The organism is Clostridium gelidum, from assembly GCF_019977655.1.
Classification (GTDB): Bacteria; Bacillota; Clostridia; order Clostridiales; family Clostridiaceae; genus Clostridium; species Clostridium gelidum.
Genome location: NZ_AP024849.1, coordinates 1,129,403 through 1,149,802 on the forward strand (window position 1 = coordinate 1,129,403; position 20,400 = coordinate 1,149,802).

Annotated in this window: 16 protein-coding genes; 15 read left to right on the plus strand and 1 reads right to left on the minus strand. The window is 30.3% G+C overall.

Going from position 1 to position 20,400, the window contains the following annotated elements; translation table 11 throughout:
* The first annotated feature begins 85 nt into the window (after positions 1-85).
* Positions 86-2,056, plus strand: coding sequence for a methyl-accepting chemotaxis protein (locus psyc5s11_RS05200; RefSeq protein ID WP_224036572.1), 1,971 nt, complete (start codon positions 86-88; stop codon positions 2,054-2,056).
* 131 nt (positions 2,057-2,187) lie between these two features.
* Positions 2,188-3,477 carry a lactate racemase domain-containing protein gene (locus tag psyc5s11_RS05205; protein WP_224036573.1) on the plus strand — a complete coding sequence of 430 codons (1,290 nt, stop codon included), beginning with the start codon at positions 2,188-2,190 and terminating at the stop codon, positions 3,475-3,477.
* A 216-nt stretch (positions 3,478-3,693) separates the two neighbouring features.
* Here psyc5s11_RS05205 and psyc5s11_RS05210 read toward each other — a convergent pair whose 3' ends face one another.
* Complete coding sequence (locus tag psyc5s11_RS05210) at positions 3,694-5,646, minus strand: sigma 54-interacting transcriptional regulator (RefSeq protein ID WP_224036574.1); 1,953 nt, start codon at positions 5,644-5,646, stop codon at positions 3,694-3,696.
* A gap of 425 nt (positions 5,647-6,071) precedes the next feature.
* Here psyc5s11_RS05210 and psyc5s11_RS05215 point away from each other — a divergent pair, with 425 nt between their 5' ends.
* The 13 genes from psyc5s11_RS05215 (at position 6,072) to psyc5s11_RS05275 (ending at position 20,280) form a co-directional block, all read left to right on the plus strand.
* A complete protein-coding gene (locus tag psyc5s11_RS05215) occupies positions 6,072-7,343 on the plus strand; it encodes an MFS transporter (RefSeq protein ID WP_224036575.1) in 1,272 nt (423 codons plus the stop codon).
* Positions 7,344-7,468: 125 nt separating this feature from the next.
* Positions 7,469-8,365, plus strand: coding sequence for an alpha/beta hydrolase (locus tag psyc5s11_RS05220; protein WP_224036576.1), 897 nt, complete (start codon positions 7,469-7,471; stop codon positions 8,363-8,365).
* 111 nt (positions 8,366-8,476) lie between these two features.
* Positions 8,477-9,325, plus strand: a complete 849-nt coding sequence (gene bla / locus psyc5s11_RS05225) for a metallo-beta-lactamase (protein ID WP_224036577.1) — start codon at positions 8,477-8,479, stop codon at positions 9,323-9,325.
* Between the two features lie 97 nt (positions 9,326-9,422).
* A complete protein-coding gene (locus psyc5s11_RS05230; RefSeq protein ID WP_224036578.1) occupies positions 9,423-9,869 on the plus strand; it encodes a DUF3237 domain-containing protein in 447 nt (148 codons plus the stop codon).
* Between the two features lie 50 nt (positions 9,870-9,919).
* Positions 9,920-10,798: an MBL fold metallo-hydrolase gene (locus psyc5s11_RS05235; RefSeq protein ID WP_224036579.1), complete on the plus strand. Its 879-nt coding sequence runs from the start codon at positions 9,920-9,922 to the stop codon at positions 10,796-10,798.
* A gap of 345 nt (positions 10,799-11,143) precedes the next feature.
* Positions 11,144-12,289, plus strand: coding sequence for a glycerate kinase (locus tag psyc5s11_RS05240; RefSeq protein WP_224036580.1), 1,146 nt, complete (start codon positions 11,144-11,146; stop codon positions 12,287-12,289).
* 18 nt (positions 12,290-12,307) lie between these two features.
* Positions 12,308-13,207 (plus strand): 4-hydroxy-tetrahydrodipicolinate synthase, encoded by a 900-nt coding sequence (gene dapA / locus psyc5s11_RS05245; RefSeq protein WP_224036581.1) that lies wholly within the window; start codon positions 12,308-12,310, stop codon positions 13,205-13,207.
* A 57-nt stretch (positions 13,208-13,264) separates the two neighbouring features.
* A complete protein-coding gene (gene garR / locus psyc5s11_RS05250) occupies positions 13,265-14,149 on the plus strand; it encodes a 2-hydroxy-3-oxopropionate reductase (protein WP_224036582.1) in 885 nt (294 codons plus the stop codon).
* A 345-nt stretch (positions 14,150-14,494) separates the two neighbouring features.
* Positions 14,495-15,820 carry an enolase C-terminal domain-like protein gene (locus psyc5s11_RS05255; protein WP_224036583.1) on the plus strand — a complete coding sequence of 442 codons (1,326 nt, stop codon included), beginning with the start codon at positions 14,495-14,497 and terminating at the stop codon, positions 15,818-15,820.
* Between the two features lie 167 nt (positions 15,821-15,987).
* Positions 15,988-16,980: a D-2-hydroxyacid dehydrogenase gene (locus psyc5s11_RS05260; protein ID WP_224036584.1), complete on the plus strand. Its 993-nt coding sequence runs from the start codon at positions 15,988-15,990 to the stop codon at positions 16,978-16,980.
* Between the two features lie 124 nt (positions 16,981-17,104).
* A complete protein-coding gene (locus psyc5s11_RS05265) occupies positions 17,105-17,995 on the plus strand; it encodes an aldo/keto reductase (protein ID WP_224036585.1) in 891 nt (296 codons plus the stop codon).
* Between the two features lie 48 nt (positions 17,996-18,043).
* Positions 18,044-19,273, plus strand: coding sequence for an NAD(P)-dependent oxidoreductase (locus psyc5s11_RS05270; protein ID WP_224036586.1), 1,230 nt, complete (start codon positions 18,044-18,046; stop codon positions 19,271-19,273).
* Between the two features lie 362 nt (positions 19,274-19,635).
* On the plus strand, positions 19,636-20,280 hold the full coding sequence (locus psyc5s11_RS05275) for a hypothetical protein (protein WP_224036587.1): 645 nt from the start codon (positions 19,636-19,638) through the stop codon (positions 20,278-20,280).
* The last annotated feature ends 120 nt before the right edge of the window (positions 20,281-20,400 follow it).

Consider the following 20,400-nt stretch of genomic DNA (forward strand, 5'->3'; position numbering starts at 1 on the left):
TTTTAAGAAAGAGGAATCAAAATGAATGAATCAATACTTTAAGAAGTATTGATTATTAATTATAAAAACAAAGGGAGGATTACAAATGAGTATAAAAAAGAAACTAATAGTAGCATTACTATCAGCTAGTATTACGCCACTTATAATTTTTATTGCAATTAGTTTTTATTTTTCTCAAAACATTGCTGCAAAAAATGCTATGGATGATAATTTAAAGAGGACAGAACTAGTTCAAGAAAAAATAAGTGCCTTAATTAATGAACATTTACATGGAATTGAGATGGTAGCAAAAAATCAAAGTATTCAATCTTATGATCAGGAAGGAATTAAAAATGTTTTAAGCTACAACTTAAAGATATATAAGAGTTTTGATTCATATGTAGTTACAAAACCAGATGGGAATCAACTTATAAAAGTTCCAGAAGGCAAATTGGCGAATGCAGCAAATCGTAACTTCTTTCAGATTGCAATGAAAGGAAATGATGAAGTTGTTTCAGAGATTCTTGAAAGTAATACTACTGGTAATTTAATAACTGTATTAGCTACTCCAATAAGAGATCCGCAAAGTGGAGATGTAACAGGGGTCCTGCAAGGGACTATTCAACTTACAATGTTAAATGATTTTGTTAAAGATCTTTCAGAAAATAATGTTAATGTTTATATATTAGACAGTGAGGGTAAATTATTAGCAGATGCTAATAAAGCTTTAGGTAAATTAGAGGATAGAGATGATTTAAGTGACTATGACTTTGTAAAAGGTGGTTTGAATGGTAATAAAGGTTCGGTAAAAGTGAAAAAAGATGGAACTGATATGCTTGTTAGTTACGCTAGAGATCCTAAAACTGGCTGGCTGATTTGTGCTGAAAAACCATATAATCTTGTTATAAAAGACAGCGTTAAAAGTTCTGTATTTACATCTTTAATAGGACTTGCATTATTAGCATTTACAAGTATTGTTGTTTACATATTTATAAAGCGTGGAATTAAACCAATACAAATGCTTGTATCAGTCGCTGATAGTATTTCAAAAGGAGATTTAAGCATTAAGAATATTAATGTTAAATCAAAAGATGAAATAGGCGTTTTAAGTAGAAGCTTTGAAAAGATGGTTGGCAATTTACAAGAATTAATTGATAATATTAAAGTACATACAGTTCAAGTTTCTGAATCATCTAGGGAACTTGCAGAAGTATGTGATCAACAATCACAAGCTTCAACTACTACAGCTGAAAATGTTAATGAAATAGCAGATGGAACTTTAAAAGTAAATTTAAGTATAGATAAAATTACTTTAAATATAGATAATTTGAAATCTAGAATTAATGATGTAAGACAAAAATCTAATACAGTTACTATGGTAGTAGATAAAGCATCGAATTATTCAGAAAGTGGAAGCAAAGCATTATCGCAAATTAATTTGAGTATGAAAAATATTCAAGAAAGTGTTAATAATATTGCTAAAGTTTTAGATAAATTAGGTGAACATTCAAAAGCTATAGGAGAAATTACGGAAGTAATAAAAGGGATTTCTGAACAAACAAATCTATTAGCGTTAAATGCAGCTATAGAAGCAGCTCGTGCTGGTGAACAAGGTAAGGGATTTGCAGTTGTAGCTGAAGAAGTTCGTACATTAGCAGAACAGTCAGGAATAGCAGCAGAAAATGTAAGTAATTTGATTAATGGAATGCAAAGTGAGACTAAAAATGTAAGTGTGGTAATGGACAAAGGATTAAATGAAGTTGACAGTGGATCTAAAATAATAGATGAAGCTAATAGATATTTTGATTTAATATTCAATTCTATTCAAGAAATTTCAGTAAATATAAAAGAAGTGGACGAGTCTATAGAGTCTATGGAAGGTGACGGCAAGGAAATATCACTAAATATAAAAACAATGGCTGAACTTTCTAATAATGTAAGTGCTGGAGCACAAACAATTTCTGCTACAACAGAAGAGCAAGTGGCATCAATTGAAGAGATGACTGCATCAGCTGCTGAGTTAGGTGAAATGTCAGAAAGCCTTGAAAAATTGGCAAATAGATTTAAGATTAAGTAATCTTAAATCTATTTGAAATAAAAAATATAGGCAAAATATTAAATTTATATTCGGAATGTAAATCTTTATTTAACAAAATAACAACAATATAAAATATTTTTAGATTCAGTGCTAAGAAAGGAATAATTAAAATGGAACCTAAAAAAGGTGGAGTAGTATCAAAATTATTAGAAAATGTTTATGTACCAAAGATGTTTAGAGTAAGACAAATTTTTCCTCGTCCTGTTATTAAGCCGGAAGAAATACCAGAAGCAGTAAGAAGAGAATTATATAAAGAAAAGTTTGCTGATAAAATTAAACCAGGGATGAATATTGCAGTTACTGCTGGTAGTAGAGGAATTGCTAATGTAGCCATAATTACTAAGGCAATAACAGACTTTATAACAACTAAAGGAGCTAAACCATTTGTTGTACCTGCAATGGGGAGTCACGGTGGAGCAACTGCAGAGGGGCAAATTGAGGTTTTGAATGGTTATGGAATAACAGAAGAATATTTAGGCTGTCCAATTAAATCTTCTATGGAAGTAAAAATGATTGGATATACAGAAGAAGGTCAAGAAGTATTTATAGATAAAAATGCAGCAGAGGCTGATGGTATTGTTATTTCTTGTAGAATAAAACCACATAATGCATTTAGAGGTAAGTATGAAAGTGGAATAATGAAAATGATGGCTGTAGGTTTAGGAAAACAAGTTGGAGCTGAGCATGTCCACTCGCAAGGAATGAATAATATTGGAAAAAATATACCTCTCATCGGAAATGTAATTATTAAAAATGCACCAATTCTTTTTGCAATACCGTGTATAGAAAATGCATTCGATGAAACTTGTAAGATCGTAGGAGTTAATAAAGACGAGATTGCAGAAGAAGAGCCTAAATTACTTCAGGAAGCCTTTGCCAACATGCCTAATATTATAGTTGGAGAATGTGATGTACTTGTGGTTGATGAAATAGGAAAGAATTATAGTGGTACAGGTGTAGATCCTAATATTACAGGAACCTTTTCTACTAAATATGCTTCGGGTGGTGTAAAGGTACAAAGAACTGCAATGTTGAGTTTAAGTGAAGAATCTCATGGAAATGGCCTTGGTATAGGACTTGCAAGTGCTATAACAAAAAGGATATTTGATAAATTAGACTTAGAAAAAATGTATCCTAATTGTATTACTAGTACAGTGCTAGAATCAGCAAGAATTCCCTGTGTTGTATCTAGTGATAAAGAAGTGATACAGATTTGCATTAGAACATGCGTAAACATTGATAAAGATAATGTGAGAATAGTAAGAATACCTAACAGCTTACATATAGAACACATAATGTTATCTGAAGCTTATTATGAGGAAGTGAAAAATTATCCTAACTTAGTTATAGAAAGTGAGCCAGAGTATTTAGAATTTGATGAAGAAGGAAATATATTTTAGAAGAGAGTTAATAAAGAGGATAAATTTTGTTTATCCTCTTTTTGTTATATTTAAAAATAAATTATTTGTCAATAACTATATAAAATTTTATAAATAAAAAATAAAAATATAAGTAAAAACAACCTCCAATTTTATATATTGAAGGTTATCAGTGACATTTAATATTTATTCATTTTGAATTCAATCGCAATGTGTCACTTTGCTCTCATACAATGGTCATAAAATAGTTGTTTTGCATTCAATGTTATATTCTTTTAATTTTTTCCAAAGTGTAGTACGATTTATACCAAGAAGTGATGCCGCTTTTGCTTTTTTGTAATTGCTTTCTCTAAGTGCTTTTATAATTAAGTCTTTTTCAAGTGTTTTTTTATCTAAAGAAGAATCATTTGGTAAAGAAATTGTACTCTCTTTAATTTTATCAGTTGAAAGTATTGAGGAAACCTCCTGTGCAGAAATTACTCCAGTTTGATTTAAAACTACTAACTGCTCACATATATTTCTAAGTTCTCTAATATTACCATCCCATGAATAGCTTAAAAATAGTTGCTGTTCCTCAGAGGGTAAAATTATATTGCTTTTTTTAAAATTAGAGCAATATGTGTTTATAAAGTGGTTAGCGAGCAATAAGACATCCTGTCCACGATCACGAAGAGGAGGAAGCGGTAGTTGCAAAACACATAATCTGTAATATAAGTCTTCTCTAAATTTTCCTTCCTTAACGAGAATTTTCAAATATTTATTAGTTGCACAAATAATTCTAATGTTTATTGGAATTATTTTATCATGTCCAACACGCATAACTTCACTTTCCTGAATAACTCGAAGCAGTTTTCCTTGTAGATTAAAAGGAATTTCGGAAATTTCATCCAAAAATATAGTGCCTTCATGGGCAAGTTCAAAAAAACCCATTTTTCCATCCTTAGAAGCGCCAGTAAATGCTCCGGGTGCATATCCAAAGAATTCACTTTCTATAAGATTTTCAGGTATAGCAGCACAGTTTACAGCTACAAAAGGTCCATTTCTTCTGTTGCTATAGTTATGTATACTTTGAGCAAAAAGTTCTTTGCCAGTTCCGGTAGCACCGAAAATTAGAATATTAGAAGGAACTTTCGCAAAGATTTTAGCTTTTTCCATTGTTTCCTTTATGGAAAGGCTTTCACCTATAATCTGCTTAAATGAATATTTTGCAACAAGTCCTTTATGATAAAGTTTGTTTCTTATTTTGAATTCAGTATTTTGGATATTATTAATATTTTGAAAGGTGATAACATTACCTATTTTTTCGTCTCCAAGGGATATGGCAGCTTTATTTAAGATAATCCGACCGCTTTTTGTTGTCAATAGTTCATCAGAGTAATCATTTTCATCGGTTAGTATATTTGAAAATTTTGAGTCGGGAATAACCTTTTCTAAGTCAGTCCCAATGAATGTGGAGGTGTCTATATTTAAAATTTTACCAGCAGACGAATTAATATGAATAATTTTGTTATTCACATCTGCAGAAATAATTCCTTCATGGGAATAGTTTAGAATAGTTTCAAAATGAGCAGCTCGTTCACGTTCTTTACGTCGTATTCCAGCAATATGATGAGCTTCTCTTATTGCTAGCCAAATAGATTCTCGTCCACATTCAATAAATGAAGAAACAAGATTTTTCTTATTAGCTTCTTCTATCATTCTCATGCCGCCTATAATATACTTGAAGCCATTTGTAGAAATTTCATCAATTAATTTATGAATATCTAGTATATTATTTTGGTAACAATAATTACAAGGTGTAATAGTCATATTACATATCTGGCTTGCAACGTTTGCTTGGAGAGAAATATCACCAAAGCCTATTAATGCAATTTGCTCATTATTAATATTTTTCTTTTGTAGTTTTTTAGCAGAGGATACTACATCCATAGTGGTAATAGGAATTTCCACTATGGGGATATCAGGGTGAAGCTTTTTTAGAGTTACAGCTGTATAACCTCTAGCAACAATAATATCTGCATTATATTGTTGTACATCTATTTTTTCTCCAAATATTTGTACAACTGTTTCTATTTCTAAATCAACTTTTTCATTAAAGCTAGAAATACAATAATTATTATATTCTTCAATAGTTTTTGAAACTAAGTTTTTTAGTTCCTTCAAAGGTAAAACGAATAAGATTTTTGCCATAAAAACATCCACTCCTAGTTTGGACAAGATATGAGTTATTCGACAAATTATATATCATATTATACAGTATTTATAGATTTATTCAACTATAGTTTTAAAAAGCAACGTTTGTTACTTACGAATGTTAAAAAACAACGTTTACAATAAGAAATAAATACTTTATTGTTGTTAATAAATTTACTATTTAAAATTTATAATACATATTGTTATCAAGGAAATACCTATTTAATTGAAGCTTTAAAATTTATTTTATTGGAATTATAAAAAGTTGGCATGTGAATTGCTTAATAATTAAGTATATGGTACCATGCAAGTTTCTTATGATAAATAGAGGAGTGGTTAAATTATAAGGATTAGATTAGGACTAATAAATAAATTCAAATTTTTTTCAATGTAAACGTAATAATTAAGAGGAGTGAATTTTTATGGAGTTAAATGTAAATAAAATTCCTAAAGCACGTTGGTTTAGAATTATACCAATAATATTAGTTGCCAATTTGGTTCAATGGATTGATAAGTCAGTTATTAGTTTTGCTTTGCCAGGTGGTATGATGAAAGACTTGGGAATGACTGCAAGTATGTCTGGACTGTTAGGTACAGTTTTTTCTATAGGGTATCTATTTCTACAAATTCCAGGTGGTAATTTAGCTGCAAAAGGTAAGTCGAAAAAATTACTTGGGGCAACAATGTTTGGATGGACAGTAGTACTATATCTTTTAGGATCATGTAATACTAGTACTGAAGCATTAATTTATAGGTTTCTTTTAGGTTTTTGTGAAGGGGCAATTATGCCAGCATTAATTACAATTGTGGCAAATTGGTTTCCTAATGAAGAAAGAGGAAGAGCTACAGCAGCTCTTTTAGCTAGTGCTTCTATTTCTCAAATTGTAGCGGGACCTATGTCAGCAACGATATTAGTAGGTCATAGCTGGAGATATCTTTTCCATTTTGCAGCAGCAATATCTTTAGTTTTACTTATTTTATGGATGTTATTTCTTGTAGAACGTCCAGTAGATGCTAAGTGGTTAAGTGAAGAAGAAAGAGATTATTTACTTACAAAATTAGAAGCAGAGAAAATAAATAAGAAAACTACTGAAAAAGCACCATTATTAGAAATTCTAAAAGATAAAAATTTATGGAAATTATGCTGTATATATTTATTTTCATCATTAGGTACGTTAGGATTAGCATTTTGGATGCCAACAATCATAAAAAGCATAACTAAAACAGGAATGACTCAAACAGGATGGCTTAGTGTGATTCCAAACATAGCAGTATTAATTGGTGTTTTATCAATTGGTGCTATATCTGATAAGACTCAGAAGAGAAGACTTTTTGCTGGTATGTGTCCAATAATGTTTTCAGGATTTTTACTATTAGCAATGATATTACAAGGTAGTCCATGGGTTTCTTTTGGAATATTATGCTTTGCATGTTTATTTCTTCAAGGCACAGGAACAAATATAATGGTAATGTTACCAAGATTAATGTCGCCTGAAAAAGCTGGAAGTGCAAGAGGAATATTAAATATGGCGTCTAATGCAGGAGGTCTAATTGCACCATTAGCTATTGGATACATCCAAGATAGTACTGGAAATATGCAATTAAGCTGGTATTTAATTTTTGGATTCTGTGTTATAGGATTACTAATTTCATTAACACTTCCTAAACAATTAAATGAACCTGCAACAAAATAGGCAGCTGTCGACTCAGGTAAATAATTTTATAAAAATTGTACTGTAATTATTTTGTTGGTTTAATATTGGAGTAATGAAATAAGTGTTAGAAAAGTTAAATATAATTTACAAGGGAAGTGTGAAAAATGGAATTTTCTTATGAAGAAAAATTAGAAATGGCGAGACAAGTTAGAGCTACCAATGTAGTTACAACTTTGATTACACCAGAATACGAAAAAAATTTAGATCTAGTGGATTGTGATGAGAGATTCATAAAAACAAGTGAAGGAGAATCTCATGTTTACATAATAACACCAAAGGAAAATAAGGATATATATCCACTTTATATTAATATTCATGGAGGTGGATTTGTAAGACCATATGCTAAAAGAGATACAGTATTCTGCAGTAAGATTGCTGCACACGTAGGATGCAAAGTAATTGATATTGATTATAAGCTTGCACCAGAGCATCCATTTCCAGAAGGACTTAATGAGTGTTATGCTATTGTTAAATGGGCATTTGAAAATGCAAAGAAATTAAATATTGATACAGAAAATGTTATACTTGGTGGACATAGTGCAGGTGGTAACTTTACTGCAGCAATTGCACTAATGGCAAATAAAAGCAAGGATTTTAAATTAAAGTATCAAATAATAGATTATCCGTTTATGGATGCTGTTACTGATCCAGAAGAGAAGATGTTAGAAGGTGATCTTATTCCGCCAGATAGAGCAAGAAAATTTAATGCTCTTTATGTAGATAATGAAGAGGATAAGCATAATCCGTTAGTATCAATGGTACTTGCTACAGAGGAAATGTTAATAGGTTTACCACCAGCACTTGTTATTACTTCAGCATATGACAGTTTAAGAGCTGAAGCAGAAAAATATGCTATTATGATGGCACAAGCTGGCGTAGAAGTAAAGGTTAAGAGATTTTTAAATAGCAAACATGGATTTGTTATTAATTGCCAGCAAGAATTCGAAGAAGGTCAAAATCTAATTATAAAAACACTTAAACAAGGATTTTACAATCTATAAGTTTAGATAGTTTTAAATATTTCTATGAGCGAGGATGAAAGATACTTTAAATTATTTTTATTTAAAGTACTTCATAACTCGCTTTATCCCAATTTGAAAGGAAGATTTTTCATGAAAGAAAATATAAATGTTAAATTAAATAATCCACGAGATTTACTTATTCAAGGTTGTGAAAGACCATGGGAAGTAGCAGTAGAACCTTTTAAGGTTGCACCACACGTATATTATGTGGGAAACAGCTGGGTAGGAGCATATTTAATTGAAACAAGTGAAGGATTAATACTTATAGATACAACTATGCATAATCAAGTATATCTTGTACTAGAAAGCATAAGAAAACTTGGCTTTGATCCTAAGGATATAAAGATAATTTTATTAAGCCATGCACATTATGATCACTGTGGAGGATTACGTCCAATTAAAGAGTATACTGGAGCAAAATTATATATGGGCAAAGAAGATGAGTATTTCTTAACAGAAAGACCAGATTTAATCTACACAGAAGGTTATGCTTTTGGAAGCTTTAAACCAGATGAATATTATGATGATAATAAATCAATAATACTTGGAGATATGACAATTAATACTCTTCATACACCAGGACATACACCAGGTACCACATCATTCTTCTTTGATGATAAAGATGAAGAAGGTAATGTATATCACTGTGGTATGCATGGGGGAATTGGGGTAAATACATTAAATGATGAAACTATTCAAAGTAACGGATGGCCTATTTCTATGAGAGATGATTTTTTAAATGGTCTTTTGAAGGTAAGAAATATGAAAATTGATATTGCCCTTGGCTCACATCCAAATCAAACTAATATGCTTGCCCTAGTAGATAAAATTACTGATACTTTCAATCCATTTTTTGATGAATTTGTATGGGGAAAATTTATAGATGGAAGAATTGAAATGATAAAGAAAATAATTGAAACGTCTAAATTAAGCAATTAGGAGAATGTAATTTAACATACTAACCTTAACATATGATGATAAATGTTAAGGTTAGTTGAATAATATGAAAAATAGATTAAATAAAGAAGGATGAAATATGATCACAAAATTAGATGCTGAGCTAATTATGGAATTGAAGGTAGATTGTCCAGAAAGACTTGAAGTTGGAGCGAATGATTTTGGGTATCTTCGTGCAATTTTAATTACCGGAGGCAGTTTCGAAGGTGAAAAAATAAGAGGGGAAGTAGTGCCAGGCGGAGCTGATTGGAATATGGGATTTGGTGGAGACAGTGTTGACAACGTAACATCAGCAAGAGTGTTTGCAAAATACTTATTAAAGACTGATGATGGGTGTTATATCGCTATAGAAAATTTAGGATATAAGAGCAGAGTAAAAGAGAATTCATTAGTTGCAACAACGCCTTCTTTTCATGCGCCAAGAGGTAAATATGAATGGTTAAATTATGGCGTTTACGTAGGAACATTAGGTCCAAGAGAAGATGGAGTAGCTGGAGTTCAAATAAAAATTTATAAGATGTTATAAAAGATGCTATATATTTTAATATAAAAATAAGTTTAAAGGGGAGGAAAATTATGACTATACGTGAACAATATGAAAATCGGTTGAAACAAAAAAAGGAGATTAGAAATCACCCTATGGGACGTGTATTGCTCGATCAGGAGAGTAGATATATGGAGCCTTTCAAAATATATGGTAATGTTTATTATGTTGGTGATAGCTGGGTATGTGTCCATATTGTTGATACTGGTGATGGACTTTTAATGATTGATGCAGGCAACTGTGGTGCCACAGATATGCTGATACATACAATTTGGTCATCAGGATTTAATCCAGCTGATATTAAATGGATTGTACTTTCTCATGGACATGTGGATCATGTTGGTGGAGTTAATTTTATGCGCAAAATGTTTGGAAGTAAGGTATATCTTGGAGAACCAGATGCTCTAATGTTCAAAGAACATCCAGAGCTTTCTTATATTCAGGATAGTGCTAATATTGGTGATTCAATCTTTGAACCTGATGAGATTATTCATGATGGAGATATAAAAAAATTTGGAAATACTGAAATTCAATTTTATATGGTTCCTGGACATACTATGGGTACAATTGCTTGTTTCTTCAATATTTTTGATGGAGCAGAAGTAAAACGGGCAGGTTATTATGGAGGTTTTGGTTTCAACACTCTTCAAAAAAATTACCTTATTGAAATTGGAGATATAGAATATAAGAACAGACAAATTTATCTGAATTCGCTAGATAAAGTCCGAAATGAGAATGTAGATGTATTTCTAGGAAACCACACAAATAACAATAATCTTATAGAAAAGGTAGCTTATTTGAAAGAACATCCTGATGAAAATCCATTTGTGGATACTGCTGAATGGGGGAAATACTTGGATGAAAAAAGAGATTCTTTGGTTGAGTTTATGGCAGATCCTAAGAACAACTAAATAGGAATATCAATTAAAGTGTGAATGTAGGCATATGGAAAAAGTCTCTTTTGGGGAATGAATCACAATATAATTCATATTAATCAAAATAATGAATATAAGCTATTTTTTGAATAGAATAGTGGGACTTAAAATGTAAATTACAAACAATATTTTTTGCTGTATGAATTGCACAAAAAAATCAATAAATATGTTATGTTATTTATATTAGATGCACATTGTTTGGAGATTTTAATTTAAGTATAATAAAATTGTGTAAAAGTTATCAGATAAATTATTTGACAAAATATTAGAAAAGAGTTATTTCGACATTTTATAATTATAATTAAGATTAGGAGGTGAATTATGAAAATAGTTATAGCACCTGATTCGTTCAAAGGGAGTTTAACAGCTCTTGAGGTAGCAAGCGCTATAGAAGAGGGGCTTAATAAATATAGTAAAGATTTTATAATTGAAAAAGTACCCATGGCAGATGGTGGGGAAGGAACAGTTGAATCTTTAGTTTCACTTACAAATGGAGAAACAATAATTGTAGAAGTAAAAGATCCACTTATGAGAGACATAAAAGGATTTTATGGTTTATTAGGTGATAAAAAGACAGCTGTAATTGAGATGGCAGCTGCATCAGGATTACCACTTTTAGAGCAAAATGAAAGAAACCCTCTTATAGCTTCTACATATGGAACAGGTCAATTGATAAAGGATGCATTAGATAGAGGCTGTAAAAGTTTCATAATTGGAATAGGTGGAAGTGCCACAAACGATGGTGGAACAGGAATGCTTAAAGCTTTAGGAGTTAAATTCCTAAATAAAGATAGCAAGGAACTTCAAGATGGAGCCATTGAGTTAGATCAGTTATATAAAATTGATATGACAAACTTTGATAAAAGGATTATAGAATGTAACATAAAAATTGCTTGTGATGTTGAAAATCCCCTTTGTGGAGAAAATGGAGCCTCATTCATATTTGGTGCGCAAAAAGGTGCAGATAAACAAATGATGAAAGTTTTAGATGAAAAATTACATCACTATGGAGAAATATTAGAAAATACATTTGATATGAATGTGATTAATGTTCCAGGAGCTGGAGCAGCAGGAGGCATGGGAGCTGCATTTATTGCAGTAATTAAAGCTGAATTAGAACGTGGAATAGATATTATTATTAGAGAAAGTAAGCTTAGTGAAAAATTAAAAGATTGTGATTTGGTTTTTACAGGGGAAGGCAAAATAGATTATCAAACTAAATTTGGAAAAACACCTTTTGGTGTAGCGAGTGAAGCAAAGAAAAAAAATATACCAGTAATTGCCCTTGCAGGCTCAATAGGGGAAGGTACGGAATCATTATATGAAGTGGGATTTGATGGTATATTTAGCATAATAGATAAACCTATGGAATTAGATGAAGCAATTAAAAATGGTTCAGAACTTGTTAAAGAGGCAGCATATAGAATAATAAATTTATATATGAGTAATGAAAAAAAAATTAAGTAAAGAATGGGGGAATTTAGTATGTTTAAACCTAGTGGAATTATCCCTGCTTTAGTAACACCTTTAGATGAGCAAGGAAATTTAATGGAAAATTCATTGAAAAAAATTATTGATTATACTTTAGAAGCTGGAGTTCATGGAGTATTTATTTTAGGAAGTACTGGTGAAATCTATGGACTAACAGATAAACAAAAACAAAGAGTTATGGAAGTTACTGTTGAACATGTAAATGGGAAAGTACCAGTTTATGCAGGAGCTGGTGAAATTACGACTAATAATTCTATAAAAACTGCACAAATGGCAGAAAAAGTTGGAGGAATTTCAGCTCTTTCAGTAATAACTCCATATTTTATATCACCAACACAAGATGAGTTAATAGACCATTATACAGCTATAGCGAATTCGGTAAAAACACCAATAATTTTATATGGATGCGATGGTAGAGCTCATAACTCAATAATGCCAGAAACTGCTTTAAAATTATCAGAAGTAGAAAACATAATAGGTATAAAAGATAGTAGTGGAAGTTCTGAAAGAATGGATAAATATCTAGAACTTACAAAAGGTAAAGAAGATTTCTCAGTATTATGCGGAATAGACACATTAATCTATCATGGCTTAGTTAATGGAACTAAAGGAGCTATTGCATCAAGTGCTAATATTGCACCTAAGATATCTGTAGGAATTTATAATGCATTTATGAATGGAGACCTAAAAAAAGCTGAAGAATTACAAAATAAATTAGTACCACTTAGAAATGCTTATGCGCTTGCAACTTTCCCAGGACTTATAAAAGAAGCAGTACAATTAGTTGGAATTGATGTAGGGGTTGCCTTAAAACCAGTAGGAGCAATAAGCAATGAAAACCGTGCAAAATTAGCTGTAGTTTTAAAAGACTTAGAAGTTTATAACATAAAATAGTTTTTTAAAGTTTAGAACTTAAAAACAAAAAATAATAAAAACTAGGAGTGATTAACAATGAAAATAGGATTTATAGGACTTGGAATCATGGGAAAACCTATGAGTAAAAATTTAGTAAAGGCTGGTCATGAGTTATTAATTAATGATCGTAATAAAGAGACTTTAAAAGAATTAAAGGCACTTGGAGCAGAAGTTTGTACAACTAATAAAGAAATAGCAGAAAAATGTGATGTAGTTATAACAATGCTACCAAATTCACCAAACGTTAAAGACGTAGTTTTTGGAGAAAATGGATTAATTGAAGGAGCACATAAAGGATTAACTCTAATAGATATGAGTTCAATTGCACCACTTGCATCAAGAGAAATTGGGGCAGCATTATTAGAAAAAGGTGTTGAAATGTTAGATGCACCAGTAAGCGGAGGAGAACCAAAAGCTATAGATGGAACAATTTCTGTTATGGTTGGAGGAAAGCAAGAAATTTTTGATAAATATCTTGACTTGATGAAAGCAATGGCTGGTTCTGTAGTAAGAGTTGGAGAAATTGGTGCTGGTAATATAGCAAAACTTTGTAATCAAACTATAGTAGCTATAAATATAGCAGCTGTATCAGAAGCTTTAGTATTAGCTCAAAAAGCTGGAGTTAGTCCAGAACTTGTTTACAATGCAATCAGAGGAGGTCTTGCTGGAAGTACAGTTTTAGATGCAAAAGCACCTTTAATTATGGATAGAAAATTTGATCCAGGATTCAGAATAAATCTTCATATAAAAGATTTAAATAATGTAATAGAAACTTCTCATGGAATAGGGGTTCCACTACCATTAACAACTGCTGTACGTGAAATGATGGAATTCTTAAAGGTCGATGGACATGAAATGGAAGACCACTCAAGCTTAGTAAAATACTATGAAAAATTAGCGAACACTGAAGTTCATAGATAATAAACATTTAATGAAAAAATTATAAATTAACACAAAAAATTCAAACAAAATCAAACAAGCTACCAGATTATGATAGGATTGTAACATTATTTTTAAAATATTCTATCTCTAAAAATATCAGAAACCTAATATTACAATTCTATTTTTGATTATGCCTAACTAAAGCCTAATAATGACAATAAGATAAATTTAAAAAAGTCCGTATACTTTAATTTAAATAATAGCTAATACTGATGAGGCATAAAATTATTTGTTAATTATATATTTAGATAATTAACCTTATCAGTATAAGTTTACAGGAGAATTAACTGAATAAAAATTAATAATAAAAATGGAGTGATAAAAATGGCTACACCTAAAATAGTTAAAATGGAAGCTTATCAAGTTGCAGGACATGATTGTATGTTATTAAATTTAAGTGGAGCACATGGAGCATATTTCACTAGAAATATTGTTATATTAACAGATGATAGTGGAAATGAAGGTGTTGGAGAAGTTCCAGGTGGAGAAAAAATATATAAAGTACTAAAGGATTCAGAAAAATTTATTGTAGGATCATCAATTGGAGATTATAGAAATACTTTAAATAAAATAAGAGATGAATTTAATGATGACTCAGATGTGAGAGGATTGCAAACGTTTGATTTAAGAACAACTATCCATGTTGTTACAGCTGTAGAAACAGCGTTACTTGATCTACTTGGAAAATATTTAGATGTACCAGTTTGTGCATTACTTGGGGATGGACAACAAAGAGATAAAGTTAAAATGTTGGGATATCTTTTCTATGTTGCTGATAGAAAAAAGACAAATTTACCTTATGTTAGTGAAGAAAATAGTTCAGATGAATGGTATAGAGTTCGTCATGAAGAAGCTATGACACCTGAAGCTGTTGTAAAATTAGCTGAAGCTTCAAACGCAAAATATGGATTCACTGATTTCAAATTAAAGGGTGGAGTATTAGAAGGAAAGGAAGAAATTAAAGCAATAAAAGCTTTAAAAGAACGTTTCCCAGATGCTAGAATTACTCTTGATCCAAATGGAGCATGGTCATTAAAAGAAGCAATCAGTCTTTGTAAAGATATGCATGGAATTTTAACTTATTGTGAAGACCCATGTGGAGCTGAAAACGGATATTCAGGTCGTGAAATTATGGCTGAATTTAAAAAAGCAACAGGACTTCCAACAGCTACTAATATGATTAATACTGATTGGAGAGAAATGGGACACTCTGTAATATTAAATTCAGTAGATATTCCACTTGCAGATTGTCATTTCTGGACTATGCAAGGAACTGTACGTGTAGCTCAATTATGTAATGAATGGGGATTAACTTGGGGATCACATTCAAATAATCACTTTGATATATCTTTAGCTATGATTACTCATACAGCAGCAGCAGCGCCAGGAAATATAACAGCAATAGATACTCATTGGATTTGGCAAGAAGGATACGACAGATTAACTAAGGAACCATTACAAATTAAAGATGGATTTGTAGAAGTACCTAAGAAACCAGGTCTTGGAGTTGAAATTGATAGAGAACAAATTATGAAAGCTCATAAATTATACATGGATAATAATCTAGGAGCTAGAGATGATGCAGAAGGAATGCAATTTTTAATTCCAGGTTGGAAATTTAATAACAAGAAACCTAGCCTAGTTAGATAATAAATAAAATATCACATATTTACTTAAATAAAATATGTAATCTCAATATAACCATAAGATTTAGATAAAATATTAACCAATAAATATTATATAACCATTTAATAGAAACATGAAATTATTATATAAAGATAAGTTCATGTTTTTATTATATAATGAAATGATTAAAGATGAGTGAAGGTGAAGTTATGAATATTAATAATATACTTATATTATTACCTATAAATGAAAGGCAAAGAAAATTAATTGAAATTGAAGCACCGAATGCTAATTATATATATAGAACACCGTTGGATGTAGATAAATCAATAGTTCAAAAAGCAGATATTATCATTGGAAATCCACCAGCAGAAATGCTTATAGGTTCGCCCAATTTAAAATGGTTACAATTAAATAGTGCTGGAAGTGATGATTATATAAAGGAAGGTATACTAAAAAAAGAGATTTTGCTAACAAATGCAACAGGTGCATATGGTTTAGCAATATCTGAACATATGATAGGAGTTCTTCTTCAATTATTTAAAAAACTTCATATTTATAGAAATAATCAAAAGCTACATCTTTGGAAAGATGAAGGTGAAGTTAAATCCATTTATGGTTCTAGAGTTTTAATTATAGGACTTGGAAATATTGGTGGAGAATTTGCGAAAAGAGTAAAAGCATTTGGTGGTTATATAATAGGAGTAAGGAGAACAAATACAGAAAAACCAGATTTTATTGATGAATTATACTTAATGGATAAAATAGATGAGTTACTTCCAATTGTAGATGTTGTAGCGTTAACTATACCTGGAACAAAAGAAACTTATAAAATGTTTTCTAAAGAAAAGTTTAAACTTATGAAAGATGGAGCGGTGTTATTAAATGTTGGTAGGGGAAATGTGCTTGATACAGATGAATTATGTTATGCAGTAGAAAGTGGACATCTTTTAGGCGCTGGAATAGATGTAGTTGATCCAGAACCACTTCCAGAAAATCATAGAATATGGGATATAGAGAATATAATAATTACTCCTCATGTTTCTGGAGGATATCATATTCCAGAAACTTTAGAAAGTATTGTTCAAATTAGTGCTAAGAATTTAAGAAATTTTATGAATAAAGATAGGCTCGTAAATATTGTAAATTTTTCTACAGGGTATAGAACTTTAAATATTAAATAAATATGAAATTAAAATCTAATATACATCAATAAAAAAGTTTTAGTTTTTTATTGATGTATATTTATGGAAATATTTTGAGAGCTCTTTGCTAAATTTAATATGATTGATGAAAGGATAATATTAGATGACTAACAATGAAATATCAGAAATTAGAGATTACGTTGAAAAAAGAAAAGTAATATTGCCAGATGGAACTAAAGTATCAGCTTTGGGACAAGGTACTTGGTATATGGGAGAAAATTATAGCAAAAAAAATGAAGAAATAAAATCTTTAAAGCTTGGGTTAGAACTTGGAATGAACTTAATTGATACAGCTGAAATGTATGGAGATGGTTTATCAGAGGAATTAGTTGGCGAAGTTATTAATGATATTAGAAAAGATGTATTTTTAATTTCAAAGGTTTATCCTAATAATGCAGGGTTAAATTCAATTTCAAAAGCTTGTGAAAATAGTTTGAAAAGATTAAAAACAGATTATTTAGATTTATATCTTCTTCACTGGAGAGGTGGAATTCCATTAGAAGAAACTATAGAAGGAATGGAAAGGTTAAAAAAAGAAGGCAAGATCTTAAGATGGGGAGTATCTAATTTTGATACAGATGATATGGAAGAGTTACTCAATAAATCAATGGGTGGAAACTGTGTAGTAAACGAAGTACTATATCATTTAGGCTCAAGAGGGATAGAATTTGATTTATTGCCTTGGCAAAGAAAAAAGAATATTCCAACTATAGCATATTGTCCATTAGCGCAAGGTGGATTATTAAAAAATGAGTTATTGAGAAATGAAACTTTAGATGAAATTGCTGAAGAGCATAGTGTGAAACCACTACAAATAGCACTTGCCTGGACAATTCGGGAAAAGAATATTATATCAATTCCAAAAGCATCAACAGTAGATCATGTTATAGAAAATGCTAAAGCTACATCAATAACTTTATCTTCTAAAGATATAGAAAGACTGGAAGTAGTATTTCAAAAGCCAAATAGAAAAATGTCACTAGATATAGTTTGAAAGCAAAATTAATTTTAATATATACATGGTATGAAAGGAAGATATAATATGAAGTTATTCTTATTAAATGAAGCCAATAGATGTTTATTATGTAAAAAACCAAAGTGTAAAGAATATTGCCCGATTAATACTCCGATTCCAGAAGTTATAACTCTTTATAAAGAAGGTAAGCTTAAAGAAGCAGGGGAAATATTGTTTAATAATAATCCACTTTCAATTATATGCTCAATAGTTTGTCCTCATGAAGATCAATGTGAAGGACATTGTGTAAGAGGAATAAAAGGTGAGCCAATAAAGTTTTATGAGATTGAAAAAGAGATATCTGGAAAATATTTAAATGAAATTAAATTTAAAAATGTTTCTAGAATTAAGGATAGAATTGCAATTATAGGAGGAGGTCCAGCAGGATTAACAATTGCGTTTATATTAGCAAAAAAGGGATATAAAATTACAATCTTTGATTCAAATGAAAAAATTGGAGGTGTATTAAGATATGGAATTCCAGAATATCGATTACCTAATAATTTAATTGATAAGCTGGAAGATAAGCTTATTGAGCTTGGTGTTATGATAAGGCCAAATACTCTTATAGGACCAGTTATAAGCATAGATAGATTGTTTGAAGAAGATTATAAAGCTGTATTTATAGGGACAGGTGTATGGAATCCTAAGACTTTAAATATTAAGGGAGAAACCTTAGGAAATGCGCATTTTGCAATAGACTATTTAAGATCACCAGAAACATACAGGTTAGGTAAAAGAGTTGCAGTAATAGGAGCAGGAAATGTTGCTATGGATGCAGCAAGAACAGCAAAAAGAAATGGCTGTGATGAAGTTACAATTATTTATAGAGGTTACTTTGAAAAGATGAGTGCAACTAATAAAGAAATAGAAGAAGCTAAAGAAGATGGTGTTAAATTTAAATTATTTAGGTCTCCAGTAGAAATAACTGAGGAAGGTATAAAGTTAATTGATACTGAGAGTGCAAAGGATGGAATTTCTAATAAAATAGATAATAAAGTAGAAGAATTATTTGAATGCGATTCCATAATTATCGCAGTAAGTCAAACACCTAAAACAAATATAGTTTCTAATACAACTAAACTTGAAACTAATAAAGCAGGACTTATTATTACAGATGAACAAGGCAATACTACAAGACCAGGAGTATTTGGTTCAGGAGATGTTGTTACAGGAGCAAGAACTGTAGTTGAAGCAGTGGCACATGCAAAGATAGTTGCTGAAGCTATAGAAAATTATTGCAATAGTTTTCTATGATTTTGTGAATTTATGTATATTTCAATATAAATAATGAAATTTAATAAGTTGAAGTTTATTAAATATATCTTTATTGTTACTACTATTATGCTATAAAAGCCACTATTCCCAATTGGAAATAGTGGCTTTTGATAATTATAGATAAATTGCAAAAAATAATTAATACTTGAAGAAGTTACAGCATTATGAATGATTTTACTGGAAAATTATAATAAAAAGATATAAGTTTATAGTGAATTTAGTTGTCCTACATATAATTTTTATATGGAAATAAGTACAAGATAGGTAATAAAGTATGATATAATCCTAAATGTTGAAAAATAATCCAAGTATTAAAATTAATAAAAACGGGGGAAATAATAATGAAAAACAAAAAGTTCACCGCATTATTGCTAATAACTATGTTATTACTAAGTTGCGTAGTTACAGGGTGCGGTAAGGAATTTACAGCAAAAGAATCGGCTCAAATATATTGGGAGCTAGGATCTGGTGACATTTCTAATATATCTAAAATTAATATGAAAGAAGAAGATGCAAAAGCTGATATAGAAAAAAATAAGGCAGAAGGTATAAAGACTCTTAAAACTCAATATGCTGCACAAGGATTAACTTCTACAGATGAACAAATGACAAAGATTTTAGATGCAGCAAATGAATTAGTAAAGAAGGCCACTGTTACTATAGAAGAAGTATCAAATGATGGTAAGGCAGCACAAATTAAATATAAGACAACTTATGTTGATATGACAAAACTTGGAACTAAGGCTGGGAATGATGCCCTTGAATCTGTAAAAGCTTTAGGACTTACTGATCAAAAACAAGCTATGGACAAATACTCAGAATTATCTCTTGAAAATTTAGCAAATGAATTGAAAAATGCAACTTTTAGTGAAGACACTAAGGAAAAAAATTATACATTTACAAAGAAAGATAAATTTTGGGTACCAGAAGGGGATCAAAAACAATTTATACAAAATTTAGGACAATTAGTTGCAGGACAAGCATAATAAAAATAATTATAAAAGATAGAACCTATTTAAGTTTAATATACCCATTTCAAATAGAAAGTTATTAACTATTTGAAGTGGGTATATTATTTTTTGTTTAAGAATTTGAATCTGTGGTAT

Excerpts from the sequence above, each read along its gene's own strand:
- psyc5s11_RS05200 (WP_224036572.1), top strand. The coding sequence starts at position 86 with ATGAGTATAAAAAAGAAACTAATAGTAGCATTACTATCAGCTAGTATT.
- psyc5s11_RS05205 (WP_224036573.1), top strand. The coding sequence starts at position 2,188 with ATGGAACCTAAAAAAGGTGGAGTAGTATCAAAATTATTAGAAAATGTT.
- psyc5s11_RS05210 (WP_224036574.1), bottom strand. The coding sequence starts at position 5,646 with ATGGCAAAAATCTTATTCGTTTTACCTTTGAAGGAACTAAAAAACTTA.
- psyc5s11_RS05215 (WP_224036575.1), top strand. The coding sequence starts at position 6,072 with ATGGAGTTAAATGTAAATAAAATTCCTAAAGCACGTTGGTTTAGAATT.
- psyc5s11_RS05220 (WP_224036576.1), top strand. The coding sequence starts at position 7,469 with ATGGAATTTTCTTATGAAGAAAAATTAGAAATGGCGAGACAAGTTAGA.
- bla (WP_224036577.1), top strand. The coding sequence starts at position 8,477 with ATGAAAGAAAATATAAATGTTAAATTAAATAATCCACGAGATTTACTT.
- psyc5s11_RS05230 (WP_224036578.1), top strand. The coding sequence starts at position 9,423 with ATGATCACAAAATTAGATGCTGAGCTAATTATGGAATTGAAGGTAGAT.
- psyc5s11_RS05235 (WP_224036579.1), top strand. The coding sequence starts at position 9,920 with ATGACTATACGTGAACAATATGAAAATCGGTTGAAACAAAAAAAGGAG.
- psyc5s11_RS05240 (WP_224036580.1), top strand. The coding sequence starts at position 11,144 with ATGAAAATAGTTATAGCACCTGATTCGTTCAAAGGGAGTTTAACAGCT.
- dapA (WP_224036581.1), top strand. The coding sequence starts at position 12,308 with ATGTTTAAACCTAGTGGAATTATCCCTGCTTTAGTAACACCTTTAGAT.
- garR (WP_224036582.1), top strand. The coding sequence starts at position 13,265 with ATGAAAATAGGATTTATAGGACTTGGAATCATGGGAAAACCTATGAGT.
- psyc5s11_RS05255 (WP_224036583.1), top strand. The coding sequence starts at position 14,495 with ATGGCTACACCTAAAATAGTTAAAATGGAAGCTTATCAAGTTGCAGGA.
- psyc5s11_RS05260 (WP_224036584.1), top strand. The coding sequence starts at position 15,988 with ATGAGTGAAGGTGAAGTTATGAATATTAATAATATACTTATATTATTA.
- psyc5s11_RS05265 (WP_224036585.1), top strand. The coding sequence starts at position 17,105 with ATGACTAACAATGAAATATCAGAAATTAGAGATTACGTTGAAAAAAGA.
- psyc5s11_RS05270 (WP_224036586.1), top strand. The coding sequence starts at position 18,044 with ATGAAGTTATTCTTATTAAATGAAGCCAATAGATGTTTATTATGTAAA.
- psyc5s11_RS05275 (WP_224036587.1), top strand. The coding sequence starts at position 19,636 with ATGAAAAACAAAAAGTTCACCGCATTATTGCTAATAACTATGTTATTA.